17 protein-coding genes are annotated in these 18,316 nt (G+C 56.7%); 6 read left to right on the forward strand and 11 right to left on the reverse strand.

Annotation, left to right across the window (positions count from 1 at the left end; translation table 11 throughout):
- Positions 1 to 7 precede the first annotated feature (7 nt).
- Positions 8 to 862, reverse strand: a complete 855-nt coding sequence (locus QU597_RS27385) for an MBL fold metallo-hydrolase (protein WP_310830635.1) — start codon at positions 860 to 862, stop codon at positions 8 to 10.
- A 262-nt stretch (positions 863 to 1,124) separates the two neighbouring features.
- Here QU597_RS27385 and QU597_RS27390 point away from each other — a divergent pair, with 262 nt between their 5' ends.
- Both QU597_RS27390 and QU597_RS27395 read left to right on the forward strand, forming a co-directional pair.
- Positions 1,125 to 1,970, forward strand: a complete 846-nt coding sequence (locus QU597_RS27390; RefSeq protein WP_310830636.1) for a DUF72 domain-containing protein — start codon at positions 1,125 to 1,127, stop codon at positions 1,968 to 1,970.
- 108 nt (positions 1,971 to 2,078) lie between these two features.
- On the forward strand, positions 2,079 to 3,584 hold the full coding sequence (locus QU597_RS27395; protein WP_310830637.1) for an alpha-amylase: 1,506 nt from the start codon (positions 2,079 to 2,081) through the stop codon (positions 3,582 to 3,584).
- 100 nt (positions 3,585 to 3,684) lie between these two features.
- Here QU597_RS27395 and QU597_RS27400 read toward each other — a convergent pair whose 3' ends face one another.
- Complete coding sequence (locus tag QU597_RS27400; protein ID WP_206102392.1) at positions 3,685 to 4,293, reverse strand: biotin transporter BioY; 609 nt, start codon at positions 4,291 to 4,293, stop codon at positions 3,685 to 3,687.
- Positions 4,294 to 4,417: 124 nt separating this feature from the next.
- Here QU597_RS27400 and QU597_RS27405 point away from each other — a divergent pair, with 124 nt between their 5' ends.
- Together QU597_RS27405 and QU597_RS27410 are read left to right on the forward strand one after the other, a co-directional pair.
- A complete protein-coding gene (locus tag QU597_RS27405; RefSeq protein ID WP_310830638.1) occupies positions 4,418 to 5,230 on the forward strand; it encodes an ATP-binding cassette domain-containing protein in 813 nt (270 codons plus the stop codon).
- Positions 5,227 to 6,903: an ATP-binding cassette domain-containing protein gene (locus QU597_RS27410; protein ID WP_310830639.1), complete on the forward strand. Its 1,677-nt coding sequence runs from the start codon at positions 5,227 to 5,229 to the stop codon at positions 6,901 to 6,903. The genes QU597_RS27405 and QU597_RS27410 overlap by 4 nt, the downstream gene beginning before the upstream one ends.
- On the opposite strand, the gene QU597_RS27415 is transcribed toward QU597_RS27410, so the two are convergent.
- The 9 genes from QU597_RS27415 to QU597_RS27455 all read right to left on the reverse strand — a co-directional run bounded on the left by QU597_RS27415 (position 6,896) and on the right by QU597_RS27455 (position 16,177).
- Positions 6,896 to 7,759: a nitroreductase family protein gene (locus tag QU597_RS27415; RefSeq protein ID WP_310830640.1), complete on the reverse strand. Its 864-nt coding sequence runs from the start codon at positions 7,757 to 7,759 to the stop codon at positions 6,896 to 6,898. The genes QU597_RS27410 and QU597_RS27415 overlap by 8 nt on opposite strands.
- A gap of 132 nt (positions 7,760 to 7,891) precedes the next feature.
- Positions 7,892 to 10,546 (reverse strand): bifunctional lysylphosphatidylglycerol flippase/synthetase MprF, encoded by a 2,655-nt coding sequence (mprF, locus tag QU597_RS27420; RefSeq protein ID WP_310830641.1) that lies wholly within the window; start codon positions 10,544 to 10,546, stop codon positions 7,892 to 7,894.
- Between the two features lie 175 nt (positions 10,547 to 10,721).
- Entirely contained in the window at positions 10,722 to 11,075 is a 354-nt protein-coding gene (locus tag QU597_RS27425) for a FlxA-like family protein (RefSeq protein ID WP_310830642.1), read from the reverse strand.
- 103 nt (positions 11,076 to 11,178) lie between these two features.
- Entirely contained in the window at positions 11,179 to 12,084 is a 906-nt protein-coding gene (locus tag QU597_RS27430; RefSeq protein ID WP_310830643.1) for a DMT family transporter, read from the reverse strand.
- Entirely contained in the window at positions 12,081 to 13,313 is a 1,233-nt protein-coding gene (locus QU597_RS27435) for a multidrug effflux MFS transporter (RefSeq protein ID WP_310830644.1), read from the reverse strand. The genes QU597_RS27430 and QU597_RS27435 overlap by 4 nt, the downstream gene beginning before the upstream one ends.
- 213 nt (positions 13,314 to 13,526) lie before the next feature.
- Complete coding sequence (locus QU597_RS27440) at positions 13,527 to 14,135, reverse strand: alpha/beta hydrolase (RefSeq protein WP_310830645.1); 609 nt, start codon at positions 14,133 to 14,135, stop codon at positions 13,527 to 13,529.
- Positions 14,132 to 15,082 (reverse strand): ring-cleaving dioxygenase, encoded by a 951-nt coding sequence (locus QU597_RS27445; RefSeq protein WP_310830646.1) that lies wholly within the window; start codon positions 15,080 to 15,082, stop codon positions 14,132 to 14,134. The genes QU597_RS27440 and QU597_RS27445 overlap by 4 nt, the downstream gene beginning before the upstream one ends.
- Before the next feature lie 70 nt (positions 15,083 to 15,152).
- Entirely contained in the window at positions 15,153 to 15,554 is a 402-nt protein-coding gene (locus QU597_RS27450) for a DoxX family protein (protein ID WP_236335086.1), read from the reverse strand.
- 152 nt (positions 15,555 to 15,706) lie between these two features.
- A complete protein-coding gene (locus tag QU597_RS27455) occupies positions 15,707 to 16,177 on the reverse strand; it encodes a MarR family winged helix-turn-helix transcriptional regulator (RefSeq protein ID WP_310830647.1) in 471 nt (156 codons plus the stop codon).
- A gap of 532 nt (positions 16,178 to 16,709) precedes the next feature.
- Between QU597_RS27455 and QU597_RS27460 the strand changes: the two genes are divergently transcribed.
- Both QU597_RS27460 and QU597_RS27465 read left to right on the forward strand, forming a co-directional pair.
- Positions 16,710 to 17,417, forward strand: coding sequence for a futalosine hydrolase (locus tag QU597_RS27460; RefSeq protein ID WP_310830648.1), 708 nt, complete (start codon positions 16,710 to 16,712; stop codon positions 17,415 to 17,417).
- Entirely contained in the window at positions 17,417 to 18,268 is an 852-nt protein-coding gene (locus tag QU597_RS27465; RefSeq protein WP_310830649.1) for a 1,4-dihydroxy-6-naphtoate synthase, read from the forward strand. The genes QU597_RS27460 and QU597_RS27465 overlap by 1 nt, the downstream gene beginning before the upstream one ends.
- Positions 18,269 to 18,316 lie beyond the last annotated feature (48 nt).

The following is an 18,316-nucleotide window of genomic DNA, read 5'->3' on the forward strand; positions in this document are numbered from 1 at the left end:
CAGCTGTTCACTTCGGTCCGGCCATGAAATACTCTACGCCCTGCAGCAAATCTCTGGGCAGCTCCTCAAGCTTCAGGTATTCCTTCATCTCCAGCAGCACCCGTTCACGATTGTGTCCGAACACATCCACCAGCCGGGCCAGACGTTCCCATGGCGCCAGATCGGCGCGGAAATCCTGTTCATTCATCGGAATACCATGGGACTCCACAAACCATTCCGCTCCGAATCCATATGCCATTTCGAGCAGCCTGAGGAATCCGGTGCTGCTGTACTTCCGGGGGCCGCCATAAACGGACGGGCCCAGTGCGTCACCCAGAAACAGAACCTTGTCTTCCTCTATATAGAGCACGCAGGAGTCTGACGAATGGTCACCGCCGACATGGGTCAGCACACAAGTCACTCCCCCGAGATCAATAGTGATCCTTCCGGTGAACACAATATCCGGTTCCCTGACGGTAACCTCCCTTGAATCACCATATTCCAGACGGATATGCTGTGCACTGTCCTCACTGATGGTACCCGCCTGCACAAGCTCAGCCATTGCTTCATCCGACCACCCCCGCCCGCTCAGAGCAGCCAGTGCTTCTGCGGTTTCCTTATGGGCAATCGCCGGAATCCCCCAAGCACCCGTACCGAAGCTGTGATCCCAATGCCAGTGCGTCAGCACCAGCATATCCGGCAGCCGGCAGCCGCGCCGCTCCAGCTCCTCGCGGAATAGCCCGGCATGGGCAGGCGAAGCGCCTGCATCCATCAACAGCGTCCGCCGCTCTCCCGTAATTGCCGCCAGCACCGGACGGTCGGTTGCATGCTCCGCGTGCATAATCAGAATATGCGGACTAATCTGCTCGAATTTATGCTCCATTCCCAGCATCCTCCTGTGCAATCAATCAACATGAATTAAGGCAGGCCGGCAAAGTATATCCCGTCATTCTTTTGGCGATAACAGCACCCATAGCGATATCTCCGGAACAGGCATGCTTGCAGCCGCTTTATCTCTCCATGTTGCATCAAATGGACGTATTAATCAACTGCAGTTGTTTGCGACAGCAGGGTTTAAGTTTAATAGAGGTTAGTTAATCTAAATCGGCCCTGTGTACGGGACAGCCGATAAGGAGGATTTTGCGATGATCAAGATCGGGCTAACCGGTTTCGGGGACCATGAAGAGCTTTACGGCAAAATCAAACCGGCCGAACGTCTGCCTGCATACAGCGCACATTTTCCCATCGTGGAAATCGACAGTTCCTTTTATGCTGTGCAGCCGGTCAAAAATTACGTGAAATGGGTCAGCCAGACCCCCGATGAATTCAAATTTATCGTTAAAGCCTACCAGGGGATGACCGGGCACCTGCGCAGAAAAAAGAATTATTACGATACGCCAGGAGAAATGTACGAGGCCTTCCACACCTCCATTGCCCCGGTAAAAGCAGCCGGGAAGCTGGCGATGGCTCTCTTCCAATTCCCTCCATGGTTCGATTGCACCAAGGAAAACGTGGAATTTCTCCGCGAGGCCAAGGAACGGATGCTGGATGTCCCGGCTGCAGTCGAGTTCCGCAATGAATCCTGGTACAGTCCGGAAATGCGCGATAAAACGCTGGGTTTTCTTACCCGGGAAGGCTGGATTCATACCGTAGCCGACGAGCCTCAGGCAGGATCGGGCTCCATTCCGGTTGTGCCAGTAGCGACTACACCGGATATTACCTATGTCCGTCTGCACGGCCGCAATACCCAAGGCTGGAATCAGAGCAGCCACCCCGACTGGCGTAAGCTGCGTTATTTGTACCGCTACAGCACAGAAGAACTGACAGAGTGGCGTGAACGGCTGCGGGAGCTGGAAAAAACATGCCGGGAGCTGTACGTGGTCTTCAATAATAATTCCGCCGGGGATGCCACACCCAATGCGAAAGAATTACAGGCATTACTGGGAATTGACGGCGGTCTGGCACCGCTTCAGTTAGACTTATTCAACTAGGCCCCGCTAGACCTAAGTTCTACATATATCTCTTTTACTCCTTGGCAACGCATTGAACCACCAAAAATCACTATTCAGCACTTGAATTTATAGGGAGGCAAAAAGGGAATGAAGAGAAATCATACGATGATGCAGTTTTTTGAATGGCATGTTGCGGCAGACGGGCAGCACTGGAAGAGGCTGGCGGAGATGGCGCCGGAGCTGAAGGCCAGCTTTATTGACTCCGTCTGGGTTCCGCCTGTAACGAAGGCCATTACGCCGGAAGACACAGGTTATGGGGTGTATGATTTGTATGACCTCGGTGAGTTTGATCAAAAAGGAGCGGTCCGCACGAAATACGGCACCAAGCAAGAGCTGGTCGAAGCCATTGCCGAGTGCTTGAAGAACGGCATTGCCGTATATGTCGATCTCGTGATGAATCATAAAGCAGGCGCGGACGAGACGGAGGTCTTTGAGGTCATAGAGGTGGACCCGAACGACCGCAACAAGGAAATCTCAGCCCCCTTCGAGATTGAGGGCTGGACCAAGTTCACTTTTCCGGGGCGCGGTGACGAGTATTCCTCCTTCAAATGGGACCATACCCATTTCAACGGTACCGATTTCGATGCGAAGGAAGGCCGGACCGGAGTATTCCGGATCAACGGGGAGAACAAAGCCTGGAACCAGAACGTAGACGACGAGTTCGGCAACTATGATTACCTGATGTTCGCCAATATCGATTACAGCCACGAGGATGTCAAACGCGAGATGCTGGAATGGGGGAAATGGCTGGTCGATACGCTGCAGTGCAGCGGTTACCGGCTCGATGCCATCAAGCATATCAACCATGAGTTCATTAAGGAATTCGCCCTGGAAATGGGCAAGAAACGGGGAGAGGACTTCTACATCGTCGGCGAATTCTGGAACGACAATCTGGAAGCCTGCCGGGAGTTCCTGAATACGGTGGATTATCAGATCGACCTGTTCGATGTGTCGCTGCATTATAAGCTCTACTCAGCCGCGCTGGGCGGCAGGGATTTCGATCTGACGCATATTTTTGATGACACGCTTGTCCAGACTCACCCCGCTAATGCGGTAACCTTCGTAGATAACCATGATTCACAGCCCCACGAGGCGCTGGAGTCCTGGGTTGGCGACTGGTTTAAGCAGAGCGCCTACGCCCTGATCCTCCTGCGGCGGGACGGGTATCCGGTGGTCTTCTACGGTGATTATTACGGAATCGGCGGGCCGGTTCCGGTGGACGGCAAAAAAGCGGCCATCGATCCGCTGCTGTACACCCGCTATCACAAGGCCTACGGCGAACAGGATGATTATTTCGACCATCCCAACACGATCGGCTGGGTGCGGCGCGGCGTGGAGGAGCTTCCGGGCTCGGGCTGTGCGGTGATCATCTCCAATGGGGACAACGGCGAGAAACGGATGTTCGTGGGTGAAGAGCGTGCCGGGGAAGTCTGGGAGGATTTCACCCATAACCGCGAAGATCAGGTGACGATTGGCGGGGATGGCTGGGCTGTGTTTCCGGTGAACGGCGGCAGCGTATCCGTCTGGGCCCTGCCGGACGAAGAGAATACGGACCGGGAAGAGGCTCCCGCAAGCGGAGAGGACGCGTCATAAGCAAGAAGAAACGGCTTGGGGCCGTTACGTCAATCATATTACAAAAAAAGAGGGGAGCCTCTGCCGCCCAGGCAGGGTTCCCCTCTTTGCGTTGCCGGGATTAGCGGCTGAGCGGCGGATGCTCCCCTTCGGCCCATCCCCCGTTATCACTGTTCAGAATACGTTCCATCGGATATACCTGACGGACGGCGGTTACGACACCTGCGCATAACACGGCTTTGATCAGATCCCCTGGAATGAACGGCCACATGCCTGCAGTTAATGCTTTGGTGAGGGAATCCATGCCTGTGGAATGCGCCAGCCACCATACCCCTCCGGGATAGACAAGCAGCGCGCCAAACAGGAAATTGGCGGTAAGCAGCTTAGGAAACGTATATTTATTCTGCTGTGTGCGCTCGGCGCACAGGCCAATCAGGAAAGCTGCAAACGGCCAGGATAAAATATAGCCTGCTGTCGGCCCGACCAGCACGGCCATCCCTCCGCTGCCGCCCAGCACCGGGAATCCGGCGGCAGCCAGACCAATGACAATCAGCACCGCCAAGGTGCCGTAGCGTGCTCCAAGAATAGCGCCTGCCAGCATGACAGCCAGTGTCTGCAGCGTAATCGGCACAGCCGAAAAAGGCAGGTAAATTTTAAAAAAGCTGAGTGCGATCATGACTCCGGCAAACAATGCGCTGAATATCAGGCCGCGAGTCGTCCACTTTTTCATTTGTAGCAGTCCCCCCATTTTTTAGGAACACTATACCATCCCGCTCCTTATACATCAATCTCTAATCTCTGATATAATCAAGAGCAATTGTGCATTAACACTGTCAGGGAAGCAGGTAGGATTGATGATTACGGCGCAAAATTTATCTTTGTTCTTCCGGGACGGCCAGTACAGGCTGCCGGTATTGCAGGGAATTTCCATCCCTATTGAACGCGGCGAATGGGTCGCGCTTACCGGGGCAAACGGCTGCGGCAAATCGTCTCTGATCCGTCTGTTCAACGGCCTGAATATTCCGGCCGGAGGCAGCTTAACCGCAGCCGGACTTGATCTGCGTTCACCGGAGAACCGCACTGCGGTCAAGCAGCATATTCAGCTTGTATTCCAGAATCCCGAGGCCCAGAACGTGGGCTCTACCCCTTACGAGGACGTAGCCTTCGGCCTGGAGAACCGGGGGTTATCCCCAGACGAGATGGCGAAGCGGATCAGCCGGGTCCTGCAGCAGGTGGGGCTGGCGCATAAATCGGAAACCGATATCTCCGCCCTGTCCGGCGGGGAACGGCAGCGTCTGGCGGTAGCCTGCTGTCTCGCGCTTCAGGCAGAGATGATTATCTTCGATGAGGCTACATCCATGCTGGACCCCGCCGGACGCAGCGACATTCTGGAGCTGGCCCGGAATCTATGGCGCCAGGGAACGACCATTCTCTGGGTCACCCAGCGGGTAGAGGAGCTTGCAGAGAGTCCAAGAGTAGCGGTTATAGGGCAGGGAACGATGCTGTATGACGGCGATCCCCGTACCCTGTTCTACAGCTCGGAGCTGCCCGGGCAGCTGGGCTGGGAGCCTGCACCGGTGATCTCCATCGGAAGGCTGCTGCAGGCGAAGGGCTGGCCCCTCAGGCTGCTGCCGCTGACCGAGCAGGAACTGGAGGCAATCCTATGAGCATGAGCATCCGGGCGGAGAAGCTCTCATTCTTCTACGATACTGCAGTCGCCCTCCAGGACATCAATCTGGAGATCAGCCAGGGAACACTGACCGTCCTCTGCGGTGTGACCGGAAGCGGTAAGTCCACTCTGCTGCGGGTGCTTGCGGGACTTGCCGCCCCTGCTGCGGGAAGGGTTGTTTATACTGCTGGCTCAGGGGGCGAGCCTAACGTATCCATAGTATTTCAACAGCCTGAGACCCAGCTGTTTGCAGGCAATGTGCATAAGGAAATTGAGTATGGTCTGGAGCAGCACGGAGTGCCGAAGGCGCAGCGGGCGGAGCGGATCCGCAGCGCCCTGTCCAAGGTAGGACTGCCTTATGAGAGCTTCGCCGGACGTTCTCCTTTCCTCCTCAGCGGAGGAGAGAAGCGGCGGCTGTGTATCGCTGCCGCTATCGCTACACAGCCCGGGCTGCTGATTCTCGACGAGCCGACCGCGGGCCTTGATCCGCAGGCGGCGCAGGCGCTGCTTACGCTGGTGCAGGAACTGCGGGCCGGCGGCATCACCCTGATTATCGGCACGCATGATCTGGACAGCTTCCTGCCGCTGGCCGACCAAGCCGTCGTGATGTCCCAAGGCTCGGTCCATTATGACGGGCCCGCCGCACCGCTGGCGGCCGACCATCCGCTGCTCCGTTCAGCCGGGCTGGAACCGCCCGCCTACTCACGCATCGGGCACAGGCTCCGCCGGCAGGGACTGCTGGCGGAGCAGCCGGACAGCCTGGATGCGCTGCTGGCCGGGCTGAGCTTGGTGCTGCCTCCCGCACCTGCGGAAGCAGGCAGGCCACAGACAGCTGAGGGAGCGCAGCAGGAGGCTCCGCCTGCCATGGACAGCCCGGAGGCTCCCGTCAGGGGGCATAGCCAAACAGCCCCGCGCCGGAGACTCTGGCAGGGGCTTGACCCCCGCGTGAAATGGCTGGGGATGGTGCTGGGTTCACTGGTTGTACTGGGCATGAACAGCCTGACTCCGCTGCTGCTCACCACTGCCCTTATTGCCGGATTAACTGGCTCTGCGGGGATTCCCTGGAGCCGGACGGCAAGGTTCTTCCGTCCGTTCCTGCTGATGTTCCTGTTCCTCTGGCTGCTGTCTGCGCTTAACTGGACATCCCCGGACATTACCCTCGGGTTCCTGGGCTTCAGCTCGGCAGGCATCCTGCGCGGGGGGCTGAATGTGCTGCGCTTCCTGCTGCTGATTGCCCTTGGCTTCCTGTTCACGGAGACGACCACCGGCGCGCCGCTGCGCGAAGCGCTGGAGTGGGCCATTGCCCCGCTGAAGAAGCTGGGCATCCGTACCCGGGGCTGGTCGCTGGCCGTATCCGTCACGCTGCAATTCGTGCCCTGGATTCTCGGCAAGCTGAGCCAGCTGCAGCTGGCACTGAAGTCGCGCGGGAGACTCCAGCGCGGTCCAGCGCGCTGGAGTCCCCGGCAGATTAGCTTACTGATTGTGCCGCTCCTGATTCTTGTCATCGGCATGGGGGATGAGCTGGCTACAGCCGTTGAATCCCGCGGTTATGACCCGCAGAAAGCACGGACTCCGTCTTATGAGCTGCACTGGCAGCCTAAGGACACGCTGGTGCTGGCCTGCGTTATGCTTATAGCAGCTTTGCTGTGGTGGATCTCCCGGGTCAGCTGAGCTTATAGCTCAGCATGTATTCCGTATGCCCGTCGATTACGCCGAGCTGGGGATCGTTCACCATCCATCCCCCGGGGATTTCCATCTCCCGGCAGGCCAGCTCGAAATTACAGGCGGCAATGCCGAGATCGATCCGCTGCATTTCAAAGCCCAGCTTGTTCCCGCTATAATTCGGCGTATGCTGCAGATAGAAATGCGCCTGCCGCCGGTCAGCGGACAGCACGATCCGCCATGGCTGCTTGTTGGAAGCCGAGGGGCCCAGCCGGACCATCTCCAGCGGTGCGGCCAGCCTGCCGGCGGACTCCGGAGCCAGCGGTCTTCCGAATGATGAGTCGAAGTACAACTCGCGCCACGGCTTCTTCTGATCCGCCTTGACAATATAACGCATAGTTGTGTCCAGCAGCCGCTGCTTCTCACGTGCATAGCCGAGCGGTGTAATGCAGGGAATGATCTCTCCGGGCGCAAGCTCAAGCTCACGGGCAAAGGAATTGCGGTTAAAGGTTCCGCCAATCCAGCAGGTACCCAGGCCAAGGCCGGTAGCATAAAGAATAAGCTTATGAAAAATATACCCGAACTCCAGCAGCGCCGTCTGGTCGTTGCGCACTACGCCAACCAGATAGGCCTGCGGATTCTGAATAATCCCGTATGCGCCGAGCTTGATGCCCTTGCCGTCTTCGCCCCCGCTTTTGGCCCAGATCCACTCCATCCTTGCCCTCCCCCCGAAGGGCCCGAGCAGATTCTCCTCCTGATGCAGATAGTCCATAATAGAAGCGTGAACCTCTTCCCCAATCGGTGTCGTCTCATAGGTGCGTACTGATTTCCGCTTCTCGATGATATCCATAACGGCGATACCCATTATACTCAGTCCCTTCTTCTACTCTCCCTGCTGCAGAGATTGCCCGTTACCGTTGGCCGGTTTGTAAAAGCTACGCTGAACGTAACTTTTTTCACATACTAATATTAACATCTATAGATGTTTATTCATAGCTTAAGACTCCTCCTCCTGAGGGTGACGGGAAACCAGCCGGACCAGATCCATAGTCAGTATCGGCAGAATCAGGGAGGCGGGATAAGCCAGATATCTGGGCTCCCACTGCGGATTGAATTTCTCCTTATAGCGGCGCAGTCCGGCGAACCCGTACCAGTGTCCTCCCCGTACAAAGACGAGCCGGGCTACCTTCTCCTCCCGCAATGCGCCGGGATTCTGCCCTACACTGGACAGCGGGGCATTGCCGAGATTAAACCACGCATAGCCTTGCGACTTCGCCCATTCCAGCAGATGGACAAACAGGTAGTCCATAGTGCCGTTTGGAGTATCCTTCCGGTGGCGCATTAAATCAATTGAAACGGTTGTTCCGCCGTCATAGCAAGGTGCAATAGAGGCAAAGGCGGCAATTCTGCCTTCCGCCCCGCGCAGCAGCGCTACAGGTGCAAGCTGCATATAGGACGCTTTGAACCAGCCCAGGGAATAACCCTTTTCAGTGCGTCCGCCCAGCCACTCCTCCGACACAGCCTGGAGCTCCTGCAGCAACGTCCCGGAATGCGGGGCTTCCGCAATCTCGAAAATATAGCCTTCGCGTTCGAACCGGTTGCAGACGCTGCGCAGGTCAGAATTTTTTTTGCCGCTGAGCGTAAAGCCGGCGAGCGGCACCCTGGCTTCTTCGCCCAGCTTGAAGAAATGGTAGCCCTGCTCATGATAGACCGGCAGAAACTCAGGCGTCGCCTGGTAAAATACAACGGATAGCCCGTATAAATCCGCCGCCCGCCGGAATTCGCTGATCGCCTCGTTCATCAGCACCCTAGGGCCAAGCGGATCGCCCAGCACGACAAGCTTGTCTCTGGTTCTGGCAAAGGCGAACAGCACTTTTCCCTCCTGGGCCCAGTAAAAGCTCTTGTCCCCCAGAAACAGCAAATGTGTCAAGGCATTCCCCTTCGTTCCGGCAAGGAAGTGCTCCAGCCGCTCCATATCTTTATCCGCTAAGATTTCCTCCGCCTTCCGCTGCGGACGGAGGACCGCCAGCATCGTCACAATGAGCCAGGACACCGCCAGGCTACCGGCCGCTGCCACCGCTACATTGCCGTGCTGCTGCAGCCACTCCGGCCGGATGCCGGGCGGCAGATGCTTCATAAATCCGCGATGCGCGTAGCTGCCCAGCAGGTAATAACCAAGCGCGATAAGTGAGGTCATCAGCAGCCACCACAGGATACTCTGCTTGTTGACCGGTACGCTGATCCGGTAGAACCTTGATCTGGAAATCCACAGAATCAGGGCAACCAGCAGCAGAAATACCGCTTCCTCATAATCAAATCCCTTGGTGAACGCAAATACGGCCCCGCCGAACAATAGTACGCTGGTCCAGAGATAAGCTCTTCTGACCCGCAGGGAGATGCCTCTGGACAGCAGAATCAGCAGAAACCCGATCAGCACCGATAAATGATGCGAAATCCGCATGACCGGCAGAGACAGCAGCTCCTCCGTCATCCGCAGCCGGTATAGCAGCTCAGGGGTTGCCGCAGACAGCAGCAGAATGAGCCCGCTTGCCAGAACCAGCTTACCAAGCGCCCAGAAGCCGAGATCGCTCAGAAAAGTATACTGTCCGGGCCAGCCCCAGATTTTCTGCCAGATATTGAGCGAGGGTTCGAGTATTTCCCCGCTCTGGTCTGTGTTTTTTCTTCCCTGCAGTCCGATTTCCAGGGCAGCCAGTACAAGGCCGATCAGCCAGGGCACTACATAATAAAACAGCCGGTAGATCACCAGCACAGCCATAGCCTGGTCACTGTTATGTCCGAGCTGTGTGAGCCCGAGCAGCGCAATAAGATCGAATGCGCCGATGCCGCCGGGGGCCATGCTCAGAATCCCCGCCACCGCAGCAACCAGATAAATACTGAACAGCGTAACGAACTCTGCGCCGCCAAGCAGGTGACTGCCGATAGTCCAGAACGTGATCCCGGCAAAGAGCCATTCCAGAAAAGAGGCCCCTACTGAAGCCGCTACTGTTAACCAGGGGGTTCTGCCCTGTCCCCGGTTAATCCACTTGGCAAACAGCGAGGAACGCTGGATAATCACAAAAAACGGCAAATAGAGCGCCATGCCCCAGACTGCGAAGATCAGCCATTGATGCTCACGCATCAGTCCGTGGGCAGGAAGCAGGCCGGTCAGATTGCCCCAGGACAGCAGTGACAGGCCGGTAATCATCAAGGGGGAGAGAAATACGAGCGCAGGAGCTAAGGCCGCAGCGGGCACACCGTTTTTCTTATAGAGCAGCGAGCGCAGGCCTATCCCGGCTAGTCCGGCAAACCCGATCAGATTGTTAAAGGTATTGGCAATCCAGGCGTAGCGGAAGGTGCTCCAGGCTCCGATCCTGAAGCGGAAATGCTGCCGGATCAAATAATCATAGGCGCTCATAACAGCCACCGAGAGCAGCGCAACCCCCATCATCTCCATAACGGCAGAAGCCGGTACATGCCGGAGTTCTCTTATCGTGAGCCCCAAGTGCACCTGCTTCAGCTCGTGCTGCCCTTCCCAATATACCAAGGCTATAATTGCCACCGGAAAGAGCATTCTTACCGCCCTTATCCGGTAGATGGACAACAGCAGCCGTACAATCCGAAAACGTTCCAATGTCTGTTTAATTGAATGCATGATTTCTCCCTGCCTTATTATGGGCGCATGCCTCTGATTCAGACATTTCAGCCGTTTCTATCTCCCCATTATACCAATTTCAGGGACGGAAGGCTCATGCACTGCAGCACCAAAAAGAGGACCCCCTCACGGCAAAGGATGTCCTCTTTTTGGTGCTGCTTACTGCGGTTCGAACTTAAACCCGGATGTCAAATCTGCCTTCACTGTCTGTGGTAGCGTTAGCGATTTGCTCTGCACTTGCTGCTGTAAGCAAATTACTGTTAGCAGGTTTTTCAGGAGGTGCGCTCTGAGCTGCCGCAGAGGAACTGCTGCTCTTGGACTTCTCGGCAATCTGCGCCTCGATCTGCTTAATCTGCTGCTCAAGCTGCTTGGTTTTGGTTTCCTTGGTCTTTTCGTCGTCCTTACTGGACTTGACCTTCTCCAAGTCGGCCTCCAGCTTCGCCTTTTGTTTTTCCAATGAGCTGGTATCAGTTGCACTGGAAGAGGTATAGGAAGTCGAAGTGGCGGATGTAGCGGATGAAATATTCATGCTTGTCCCTCCTTTCACCACTCCAATATAACCCTTATACCCGAACCTAACGTTAAAATGGGCTGAAAGTTTGCTGAAAGTGCCTGAAGGACGGAACTTGTAGCTATCTCTGCTTCCCTGCGCCGGAATCAACGCCTGTGCTGCCTTTAGCCCTAGATTTGCGGTTGACCAGCATTACGCTCAGCAGGATAATGACAAGCCCGGCGATCGTATTGGCATAGACCGGCTCGTTCAGGAAGATAACCCCCCACATCAGCCCGAATACCGGAACCAGGAACGTTACACTGACGGTTTTTACCGCACCCACACTCTGAATCAGGTAAAAATATAGTAAATAGGCGACAGCGGTACAGATGAGGGATAAGCCGAGCACAGAGTAGACCGCCGCCGCTGACGGCATATGCCGGGGAGCAAAAATGACCGCGAGCGGAAGCAGTACTACGGCTGCCCCAAGCTGCTGGCCGGCGGCAAGCGTGAGTGGTGCAAGACCACGGCCGACACGGGCGGCATACAGCCCGCCGAAGCTGTAAGAAAGCGCAGCGCCGAGGGAAAAGAAGACGGACAACAGCACCTTTCCCTCAAGCGGCACCGGACTCCATCCGACCAGCACAGCCACCCCTAGAAGTCCGGTGATTAAGCCGATGGTTTTCGATATTCCCGGCTTCTCGCCAAGGGTTCCCCAGGCGGCAAGCGCTGTGAACATCGGGGTAGTCACATTAAGAATGGCTGCCAGTGAGGCGTTCAGCTCCAGTTCAGCCATGCAGATCAGTGTAAAAGGCAGCGCGGCGTTCAGCGCCCCGAGCAGCAGAAACTGCTTCCAGTGCCGCCCCATCCCAAGCGTCTTCCGTGTAATTCTGGCGTAGAGCAGCAAAGCGGCTGCAGCCAGCGTTACGCGGAGTTCCGTGGTAAACACCGGCCCTAGCTCCGGAGAGGCGATTCTCATAAACAGAAATGAAGCTCCCCAGGCAAATGCCAGCAGCAGCAGGACCATGAAATCTTTCCGGCTCATCGCTGATCCCCCTTCCTGCAGAGCAGCAGATAGGACAGGATGGAACAAAGACCGGCCCCTGAGATGACTACCGCCATCGGAATTGCCGTTTCGTCGCCGCCAAGGCCGACCAGCGGAGCCACGCAGCCGCCCAGCAGCAGCGGCAATAGTCCGAGCAGCGCCGAGGCGCTTCCTGCCGATTCACCCTGGTCCTGCATAGCCAGCGAGAAGCTGGTCGTGCTGACCAATCCGACACTCGAGACCACAGCGAACAGGCAGATCAGGATCGGCAGCAGGCCGCCTCCGGCCAGAACCGCAGCCAGCAGCAGTACTCCGCCGAGCGTGCAGAGTGCAAGACCGCTGGCAAGCAGCTTCCGCTCGCCCAGTCTCCCGGACAATCTGCCGGCTATCTGTCCGGAGAGGATAATACCGAAACCATTAACGGCAAAGATCAGACTGTACATTTGCGGAGAGACCCCGAACATATTCTGCAGGACAAATGAAGAACCCGAAATATATGCAAACATCGCCGCAGTAACAAAACCCTGGGAAAGGGCATAGCCCATAAACCGTCCGTTGCCGAGCAGCCCGCGGAAGGTAAGCAGTGTCCCTCTAAGCCTGCTTCTCACGCGCCGCTCCTTCGGGAGCGTCTCCGGCAGCCGCAGCAGAATCATCGCGCAGAAAAGCAGCCCGGCGCAAAAGAGCACAATGAACACCCCCTGCCAGGAGGTTACTCTCAGCAGCTGCCCCCCGATAATCGGTGCAAAAATCGGCCCCAGCCCGTTGACAATCATCAGGAGTGAGAAGAACCTGGTTAATTCTGAGCCGCTGTACAAGTCACGAACCGCCGCCCGCGAGATAACCACTCCTACAGAGCCGGCAAAGCCCTGGATAAAGCGCAGCACGACCAGAAGGCCGATGGTAGGGCTGAATGCACACAGTAATGAAGATACGGTATAAATCAGCATGCCGATCAGCAGCGGGCGGCGGCGGCCATGAACATCGCTAAGCGGTCCGGCCACCAGCTGACCGGAGGCCAGTCCCAGCAGAAAGAAGGTTAAACTGAGCTGCACCAGCGCAGCACTGGTTCCGAAATGCTTGCCGAGCTCAGGCAGGGCAGGCAGATACATGTCAATCGACAAAGGGCCAATCGTTGCAACGGCCCCCAGAATGAGTGCCAGCTGCAGCCTCTGTTTCCGGGACGGACCCTCTGCCGAGAGCACGCGGTTATCCATTTTTTCTCTGATCATGATACAATGACGCCAACCTTTCTGCAGCAACCCTCAGGCCTCTTTTTTTAGTAATCTTCATACTACCTGATCAGGGACAGAATGTTCAATGCTTTTTCCCTAAGTTGCTTCTGTCACCAAAAAACCGCCCGCAGGAGCTTTTAAGAGGTTGTCAGCACTCTTAGCAGCGGCCCCACAGGCGGTTGCAGGTGATACTCTTTTTCAGACTTGAACTTAATTCATATGCTGACCCAGCCAATTCCGGGCAGCCTCCACCTCGGCTGTACTGAGGCGATGGCCTTGATTCCCCCAGTGGGCGGTAACGTCCGCTCCTGCTCCCTGCAGCAGCTGCTCCAGCTCCCGGGTTTCCTCTGCCTTGATCAGCGGGTCATTGGTTCCGGCCCCGATGAATACGAAGGTGCCGGCAAGGGAAGGCAAGGTCAGACCCCGCAGCGGAACCATCGGATGCAGCAGCACCGCAGAGCGGAAGATGCTTCCGTAATGGAAGAGCAGGCTGCCGGCAATGTTGGCTCCGTTGGAGTAGCCGACGGCCACGAGATTACTGCTGTCGAAGCCGTACTGGGCAGCGGCACTGTCCAGGAACTGCTTCACCTCATGGGTACGGAAGATCAGATCCTCCTCATCGAATACCCCTTCAGCAAGGCGGCGGAAGTAACGCGGCATGCCATTCTCCAGCACATTTCCCCGGATGCCCAGCACCGAGGAGCCGGGAGACAGCATTTCCGCCAGCGGAAGCAGATCGTGTTCATTGCCGCCGGTGCCATGGAATAATACGAGGGTCGGCAGGTTGGCATCCGTACCTTTTTTAAAGACATGAATCATAGCTGGTTCACCTCCACTTCACGGATTTCAAACGGGCTCAGCTTCGCTTCGATTACCGCACGGTTCGGTTCAAACCAGGCCGGCAGCATCAGCTTCTGGCCCAGTTTATCCGGGTCCTCATCACGGGCAAAGCCTGGAGGATCGGTAGCAATCTCGAACAGGATGCCGCCTTCCTCGCGGAAGTAGATGGCGTTAAAGTATTGGCGGTCCTGCACCGGCGTCGGCTGATAGCCATGACTCTGCACGGTCCGGCCCCACTGGAGCTGCTCGGCATCATCCTTGGCACGCCAGGCGATGTGATGCACCGTACCTGTTCCTCCGCCGCCCTGAGGCACCGGCGCTGCTTTCAGATCAATAATATTGCCAAGATCACCTGTAGAGCGGTAACGGATATAACCGTCGCCTTCGGCAATCTGCTCAAGGCCCAAAGTACGGGCCAGTGTATCCGCTGTTTTGTCAGGGTCCGTGCTGTATAGGACTGCGCCTCCAAAGCCTTTGACCGCGTGCTCGGCGGGTACTCCCCCGAAGGACCAGGTGCTAAGCGGACCGCCTTCGCGTTCCACCAGCTCGATCCGCAGGCCGTCATAATCGGCGAAAGACAGGTAGGACTCCGAAATCCGGGTCACTTTGGTCACCGGAATCTGGTAAGCAGCCAGCCGCTCCTCCCAGAATCCCAGCGATCCGGCCGGCACAGCGTAGGTGGTTACCCCAACCTGGCCGCCGCCGATTCTGCCTTTACGGCCGGTCGCCCAGGGGAAAAAGGTGATGATCGTACCGGGCGCACCCTGCTCATTCCCGAAATAGAGATGGTAGACCTCCGGAGCGTCAAAGTTAATTGTCTTCTTTACCAGTCTCAGCCCGAGAATCCCGGCATAGAAATCGGCGTTGCGCTGCGCGTCCTTAACAAAAGCGGTAATATGGTGAATTCCTGCAGTTTGAAGAGTCATCTTAATCCATCTCCTTAAAAGTTTTGGTTTTATGAGCAATAACGTCCTTGTGGTACGTCGGCAAAACTACTTAGTTAAAGAACAAGGCATCCAGCGAAATCGAACCCGGACCGGTCAGCGCCACTGCGACTGCTACTACAAGTACTGTCAGCGGGAACTCTATCCCGTTAGCTGTTGACCAGAAGCCGTTGGGAGCATGAACCTTGATAATCGCGCCCAGCATCGTTGCCGCAATCAGCACAGCTGCCACCGGTGTCAGCAGACCTGCTGTAAACAGTACGCCTCCAACCAGCTCCATCAGTCCCGCCATTACCGCCATCGCTACCCCCGGCTTAATTCCGACAGATTCCATCCAGCCGCCGGTTCCCTTCGGGCCGTAACCTCCAAACCAGCCAAACAGCTTCTGCGCGCCATGTCCGATAAAAGCAACCCCGATCACAAGTCTCAATAACAATAATCCTACACTTACCATAATAAACACTCTCCATTCTCTTTGATTTAATTATCTTAACCTTAAGATATATAATAAAATTTTTTGACTACCTTAATCTGCAAACCGCTTCGCGGCTTGGCAAAAGCATATGCTGAACCGTCAGGGACACTTCCATCCCGGCACTACCGGTTCTACACGCCTTTGCCAAGCTTCTTCAGCAGCCCAATCGCCTGATCTTTCTCTTCCTGATTCAGTCCGCCCATCAGACCATGAATGGAAGCTACGTGGCGGGGAAAAATATCGTCGAACAGCTCGCGTCCCGCTTCCGTAATCTCGGCATAAGTCACGCGGCGGTCCTCATCGCATGGCACCCGCTTCAGCAGCCCCCGCTTCTCCAGCTTATCGATGTTATAAGTGATGCTGCCGCTGGTGACGAGAATTTTCTCCCCGATCTGCTGCAGCGGAATTCTTGTTCTATGGTAGAGCACTTCCAGCACCATGAATTCAGCCGATGCCAGCCCATGACTCTTCATATCCTTAACCGCATGATCCATCAGGCTTTTGTAGGCCTTGGATAGAACCACAAACAGTTTAAGCGATGACGCCTGCTCCTCATCCGAGCTGCCTGTCGTTTTGCTTATGAGTTCATTGTAGTCGCTCATCCTATACACCTCCTGTCATCTGTGCTGTCTGCCCTCTCTGCGGATTGCCGAAGCACTTATCTTTAAGTTAATTATCTTTAAGTTAAGATAAATATACGCCATCTATTCTCTATTGTCAACAGTTGTTCTAAAAATAATCCCGCGCGGTTTGACCTCACTTTGAAAACGGCGTATCCTTTTTGTTGCGGCGCTGGAGAATTCAACCGCAAAGAAGTATACGGTAAGAATCCCCCGTTCCTGAAATTTAAATGTATTCAATACAATTAAAGTGGCTGAGCCGGCGTTTTTCAGGGCAAACCGGGATTTTTAGTTGTACGAAATGCAGCTATCTCCTACCATGCTCTGAAAAGCAGATGATAACTGTACAGAATACAGTTATCAATCATTGCCGGTTATTGCAAAGATGCCATCTGGCATCTGCGGTCATCTCACATGGTGCAGCCTGGTGGCTGATCAACAGCTGAATCGGGTGATGGCCGATTACATTTATAACTACTTATCACATCGTTACTTATATAGAAGGAGGCTCATTATGGAAGCGAAGATTGATCCAAATCCGGAGGCTGCCGCGGGCATAGCTGCGGCGGAAGAAGCCCGTGCGCCGCGCGTGCTGATCGTGACGGCAGTCACGGCCGAGCGCGAAGCCGTCCTGCGCGGCCTGGGAGGCAGCAGCAGGTTCGAGGTGATCGCTGCGGGCGCAGGCACCGCAGCCGCTGCGGCGGGTACCGCCGCTGCTCTGGCAGCCGGCACGTACGGCTGCGTCATCAGCGCCGGGATCGGCGGCGGCTTCCCCGGGCGGGCGCCCGTAGGCTCGCTGGCCGTCGCCAGCGAGATGATCGCCGCCGACCTGGGGGCCGAGACGCCGGAGGGCTTCCGCAGCGCTGCCGAGCTTGGCTTCGGCAGCGTGTCCGTGCCGGCTGCCAGCGGCACGGCCGAGGCCCTTGCGGCCGCGCTGGCAGCGGCCGGACTTATGGTCAGCACAGGCCCTGTGCTGACCGTGTCGACGGCGACCGGCACCGCCGGGACGGCCGCCGCCCTGGCCGCGCGGCATCCCGGTGCCGTCGCGGAGGCGATGGAAGGCCACGGGGTCGCCGTGGCCGCCCAGCGCTTCGGGATCGCGGCGCTGGAGCTGCGCGCGGTCTCGAACCCGGTCGGCCCGCGCGACCGGGCCGCGTGGAGGATCCCTGAAGCGCTCGATGCGCTAGCGGCAGCGGCCGCTATACTACTGGAGGTGCTGTAATGACAACTGAACTCAATATTGCTTTTTCCCCTTGTCCCAATGATACCTTTGTCTTTCATGCCTGGGCCCACGGGCTGGTAGAAGGCGCGCCCAAGCTGAATGTGACCTTTGCCGATATCGACATTACCAATGGACTGGCCGCAGACGGCGCCGGACCGGAAGTACTTAAAATCTCCTACGCCGCACTCCCTTGGGTGCTGGAACGATACAAGCTTTTGCCTTGCGGCGGCGCGCTTGGCCGGGGCTGCGGCCCGCTGGTCCTGACCCGGAAAGGCCCGGGCGCGATCAAGCGCCCGGAGGAGCTGTCCGGCCGCCGGATTGCCGTACCGAGCGAGCGCTCTACCGCGTATTTGCTGTTCCGTCTATGGGCGGCTCAGCAGGTGCCGGACGGCCCCGCCGAGATTGTGGTCATGCCGTTCGATGAGATTATGCCTGCCGTACGCGACGGTCAAATCGATGCCGGCCTGGTCATTCACGAAGCACGCTTCACTTATCCTTCCTATGGCCTGAACCTGCTGACCGATCTGGGCAGCTGGTGGGAAAGTGACACCGGCCTGCCGATCCCGCTCGGGGCGATCATCGCCCGCCGCGACCTGGACCACGAAGCCCTTGCCGGCTGGATCCGCAGCTCCCTTCAATACGCCTGGGATCATCCCTCTGACAGCAGAGAGTACGTGTTGAGCCATGCCCAGGAGCTGTCGCCTGAGGTAGCCAAATCGCATATTGATCTATACGTGAATGAGTTTTCGATGAACCTCGGGGATGACGGCTACGCTGCCATTTCGGCGCTGCTGAACCGCGCGGCCGCCGAAGGGCTTGTGCCTGCCGTTGATCCGGCGCTGCTGCGTTAAGATACCCGTAGAATTTCTATCCGCCAGTGCGTTGAAGCTTAATAATCA

The organism is Paenibacillus pedocola, from assembly GCF_031599675.1.
GTDB classification, from domain to species: domain Bacteria; phylum Bacillota; class Bacilli; order Paenibacillales; family Paenibacillaceae; genus Paenibacillus_AQ; species Paenibacillus_AQ pedocola.

Bases quoted from the DNA above. Each gene is read 5' to 3' on its own strand.
- QU597_RS27385 (WP_310830635.1), bottom strand. From the start codon at position 862: ATGGAGCATAAATTCGAGCAGATTAGTCCGCATATTCTGATTATGCAC.
- QU597_RS27390 (WP_310830636.1), top strand. From the start codon at position 1,125: ATGATCAAGATCGGGCTAACCGGTTTCGGGGACCATGAAGAGCTTTAC.
- QU597_RS27395 (WP_310830637.1), top strand. From the start codon at position 2,079: ATGAAGAGAAATCATACGATGATGCAGTTTTTTGAATGGCATGTTGCG.
- QU597_RS27400 (WP_206102392.1), bottom strand. From the start codon at position 4,293: ATGAAAAAGTGGACGACTCGCGGCCTGATATTCAGCGCATTGTTTGCC.
- QU597_RS27405 (WP_310830638.1), top strand. From the start codon at position 4,418: ATGATTACGGCGCAAAATTTATCTTTGTTCTTCCGGGACGGCCAGTAC.
- QU597_RS27410 (WP_310830639.1), top strand. From the start codon at position 5,227: ATGAGCATGAGCATCCGGGCGGAGAAGCTCTCATTCTTCTACGATACT.
- QU597_RS27415 (WP_310830640.1), bottom strand. From the start codon at position 7,759: ATGGGTATCGCCGTTATGGATATCATCGAGAAGCGGAAATCAGTACGC.
- mprF (WP_310830641.1), bottom strand. From the start codon at position 10,546: ATGCATTCAATTAAACAGACATTGGAACGTTTTCGGATTGTACGGCTG.
- QU597_RS27425 (WP_310830642.1), bottom strand. From the start codon at position 11,075: ATGAATATTTCATCCGCTACATCCGCCACTTCGACTTCCTATACCTCT.
- QU597_RS27430 (WP_310830643.1), bottom strand. From the start codon at position 12,084: ATGAGCCGGAAAGATTTCATGGTCCTGCTGCTGCTGGCATTTGCCTGG.
- QU597_RS27435 (WP_310830644.1), bottom strand. From the start codon at position 13,313: ATGATCAGAGAAAAAATGGATAACCGCGTGCTCTCGGCAGAGGGTCCG.
- QU597_RS27440 (WP_310830645.1), bottom strand. From the start codon at position 14,135: ATGATTCATGTCTTTAAAAAAGGTACGGATGCCAACCTGCCGACCCTC.
- QU597_RS27445 (WP_310830646.1), bottom strand. From the start codon at position 15,082: ATGACTCTTCAAACTGCAGGAATTCACCATATTACCGCTTTTGTTAAG.
- QU597_RS27450 (WP_236335086.1), bottom strand. From the start codon at position 15,554: ATGGTAAGTGTAGGATTATTGTTATTGAGACTTGTGATCGGGGTTGCT.
- QU597_RS27455 (WP_310830647.1), bottom strand. From the start codon at position 16,177: ATGAGCGACTACAATGAACTCATAAGCAAAACGACAGGCAGCTCGGAT.
- QU597_RS27460 (WP_310830648.1), top strand. From the start codon at position 16,710: ATGGAAGCGAAGATTGATCCAAATCCGGAGGCTGCCGCGGGCATAGCT.
- QU597_RS27465 (WP_310830649.1), top strand. From the start codon at position 17,417: ATGACAACTGAACTCAATATTGCTTTTTCCCCTTGTCCCAATGATACC.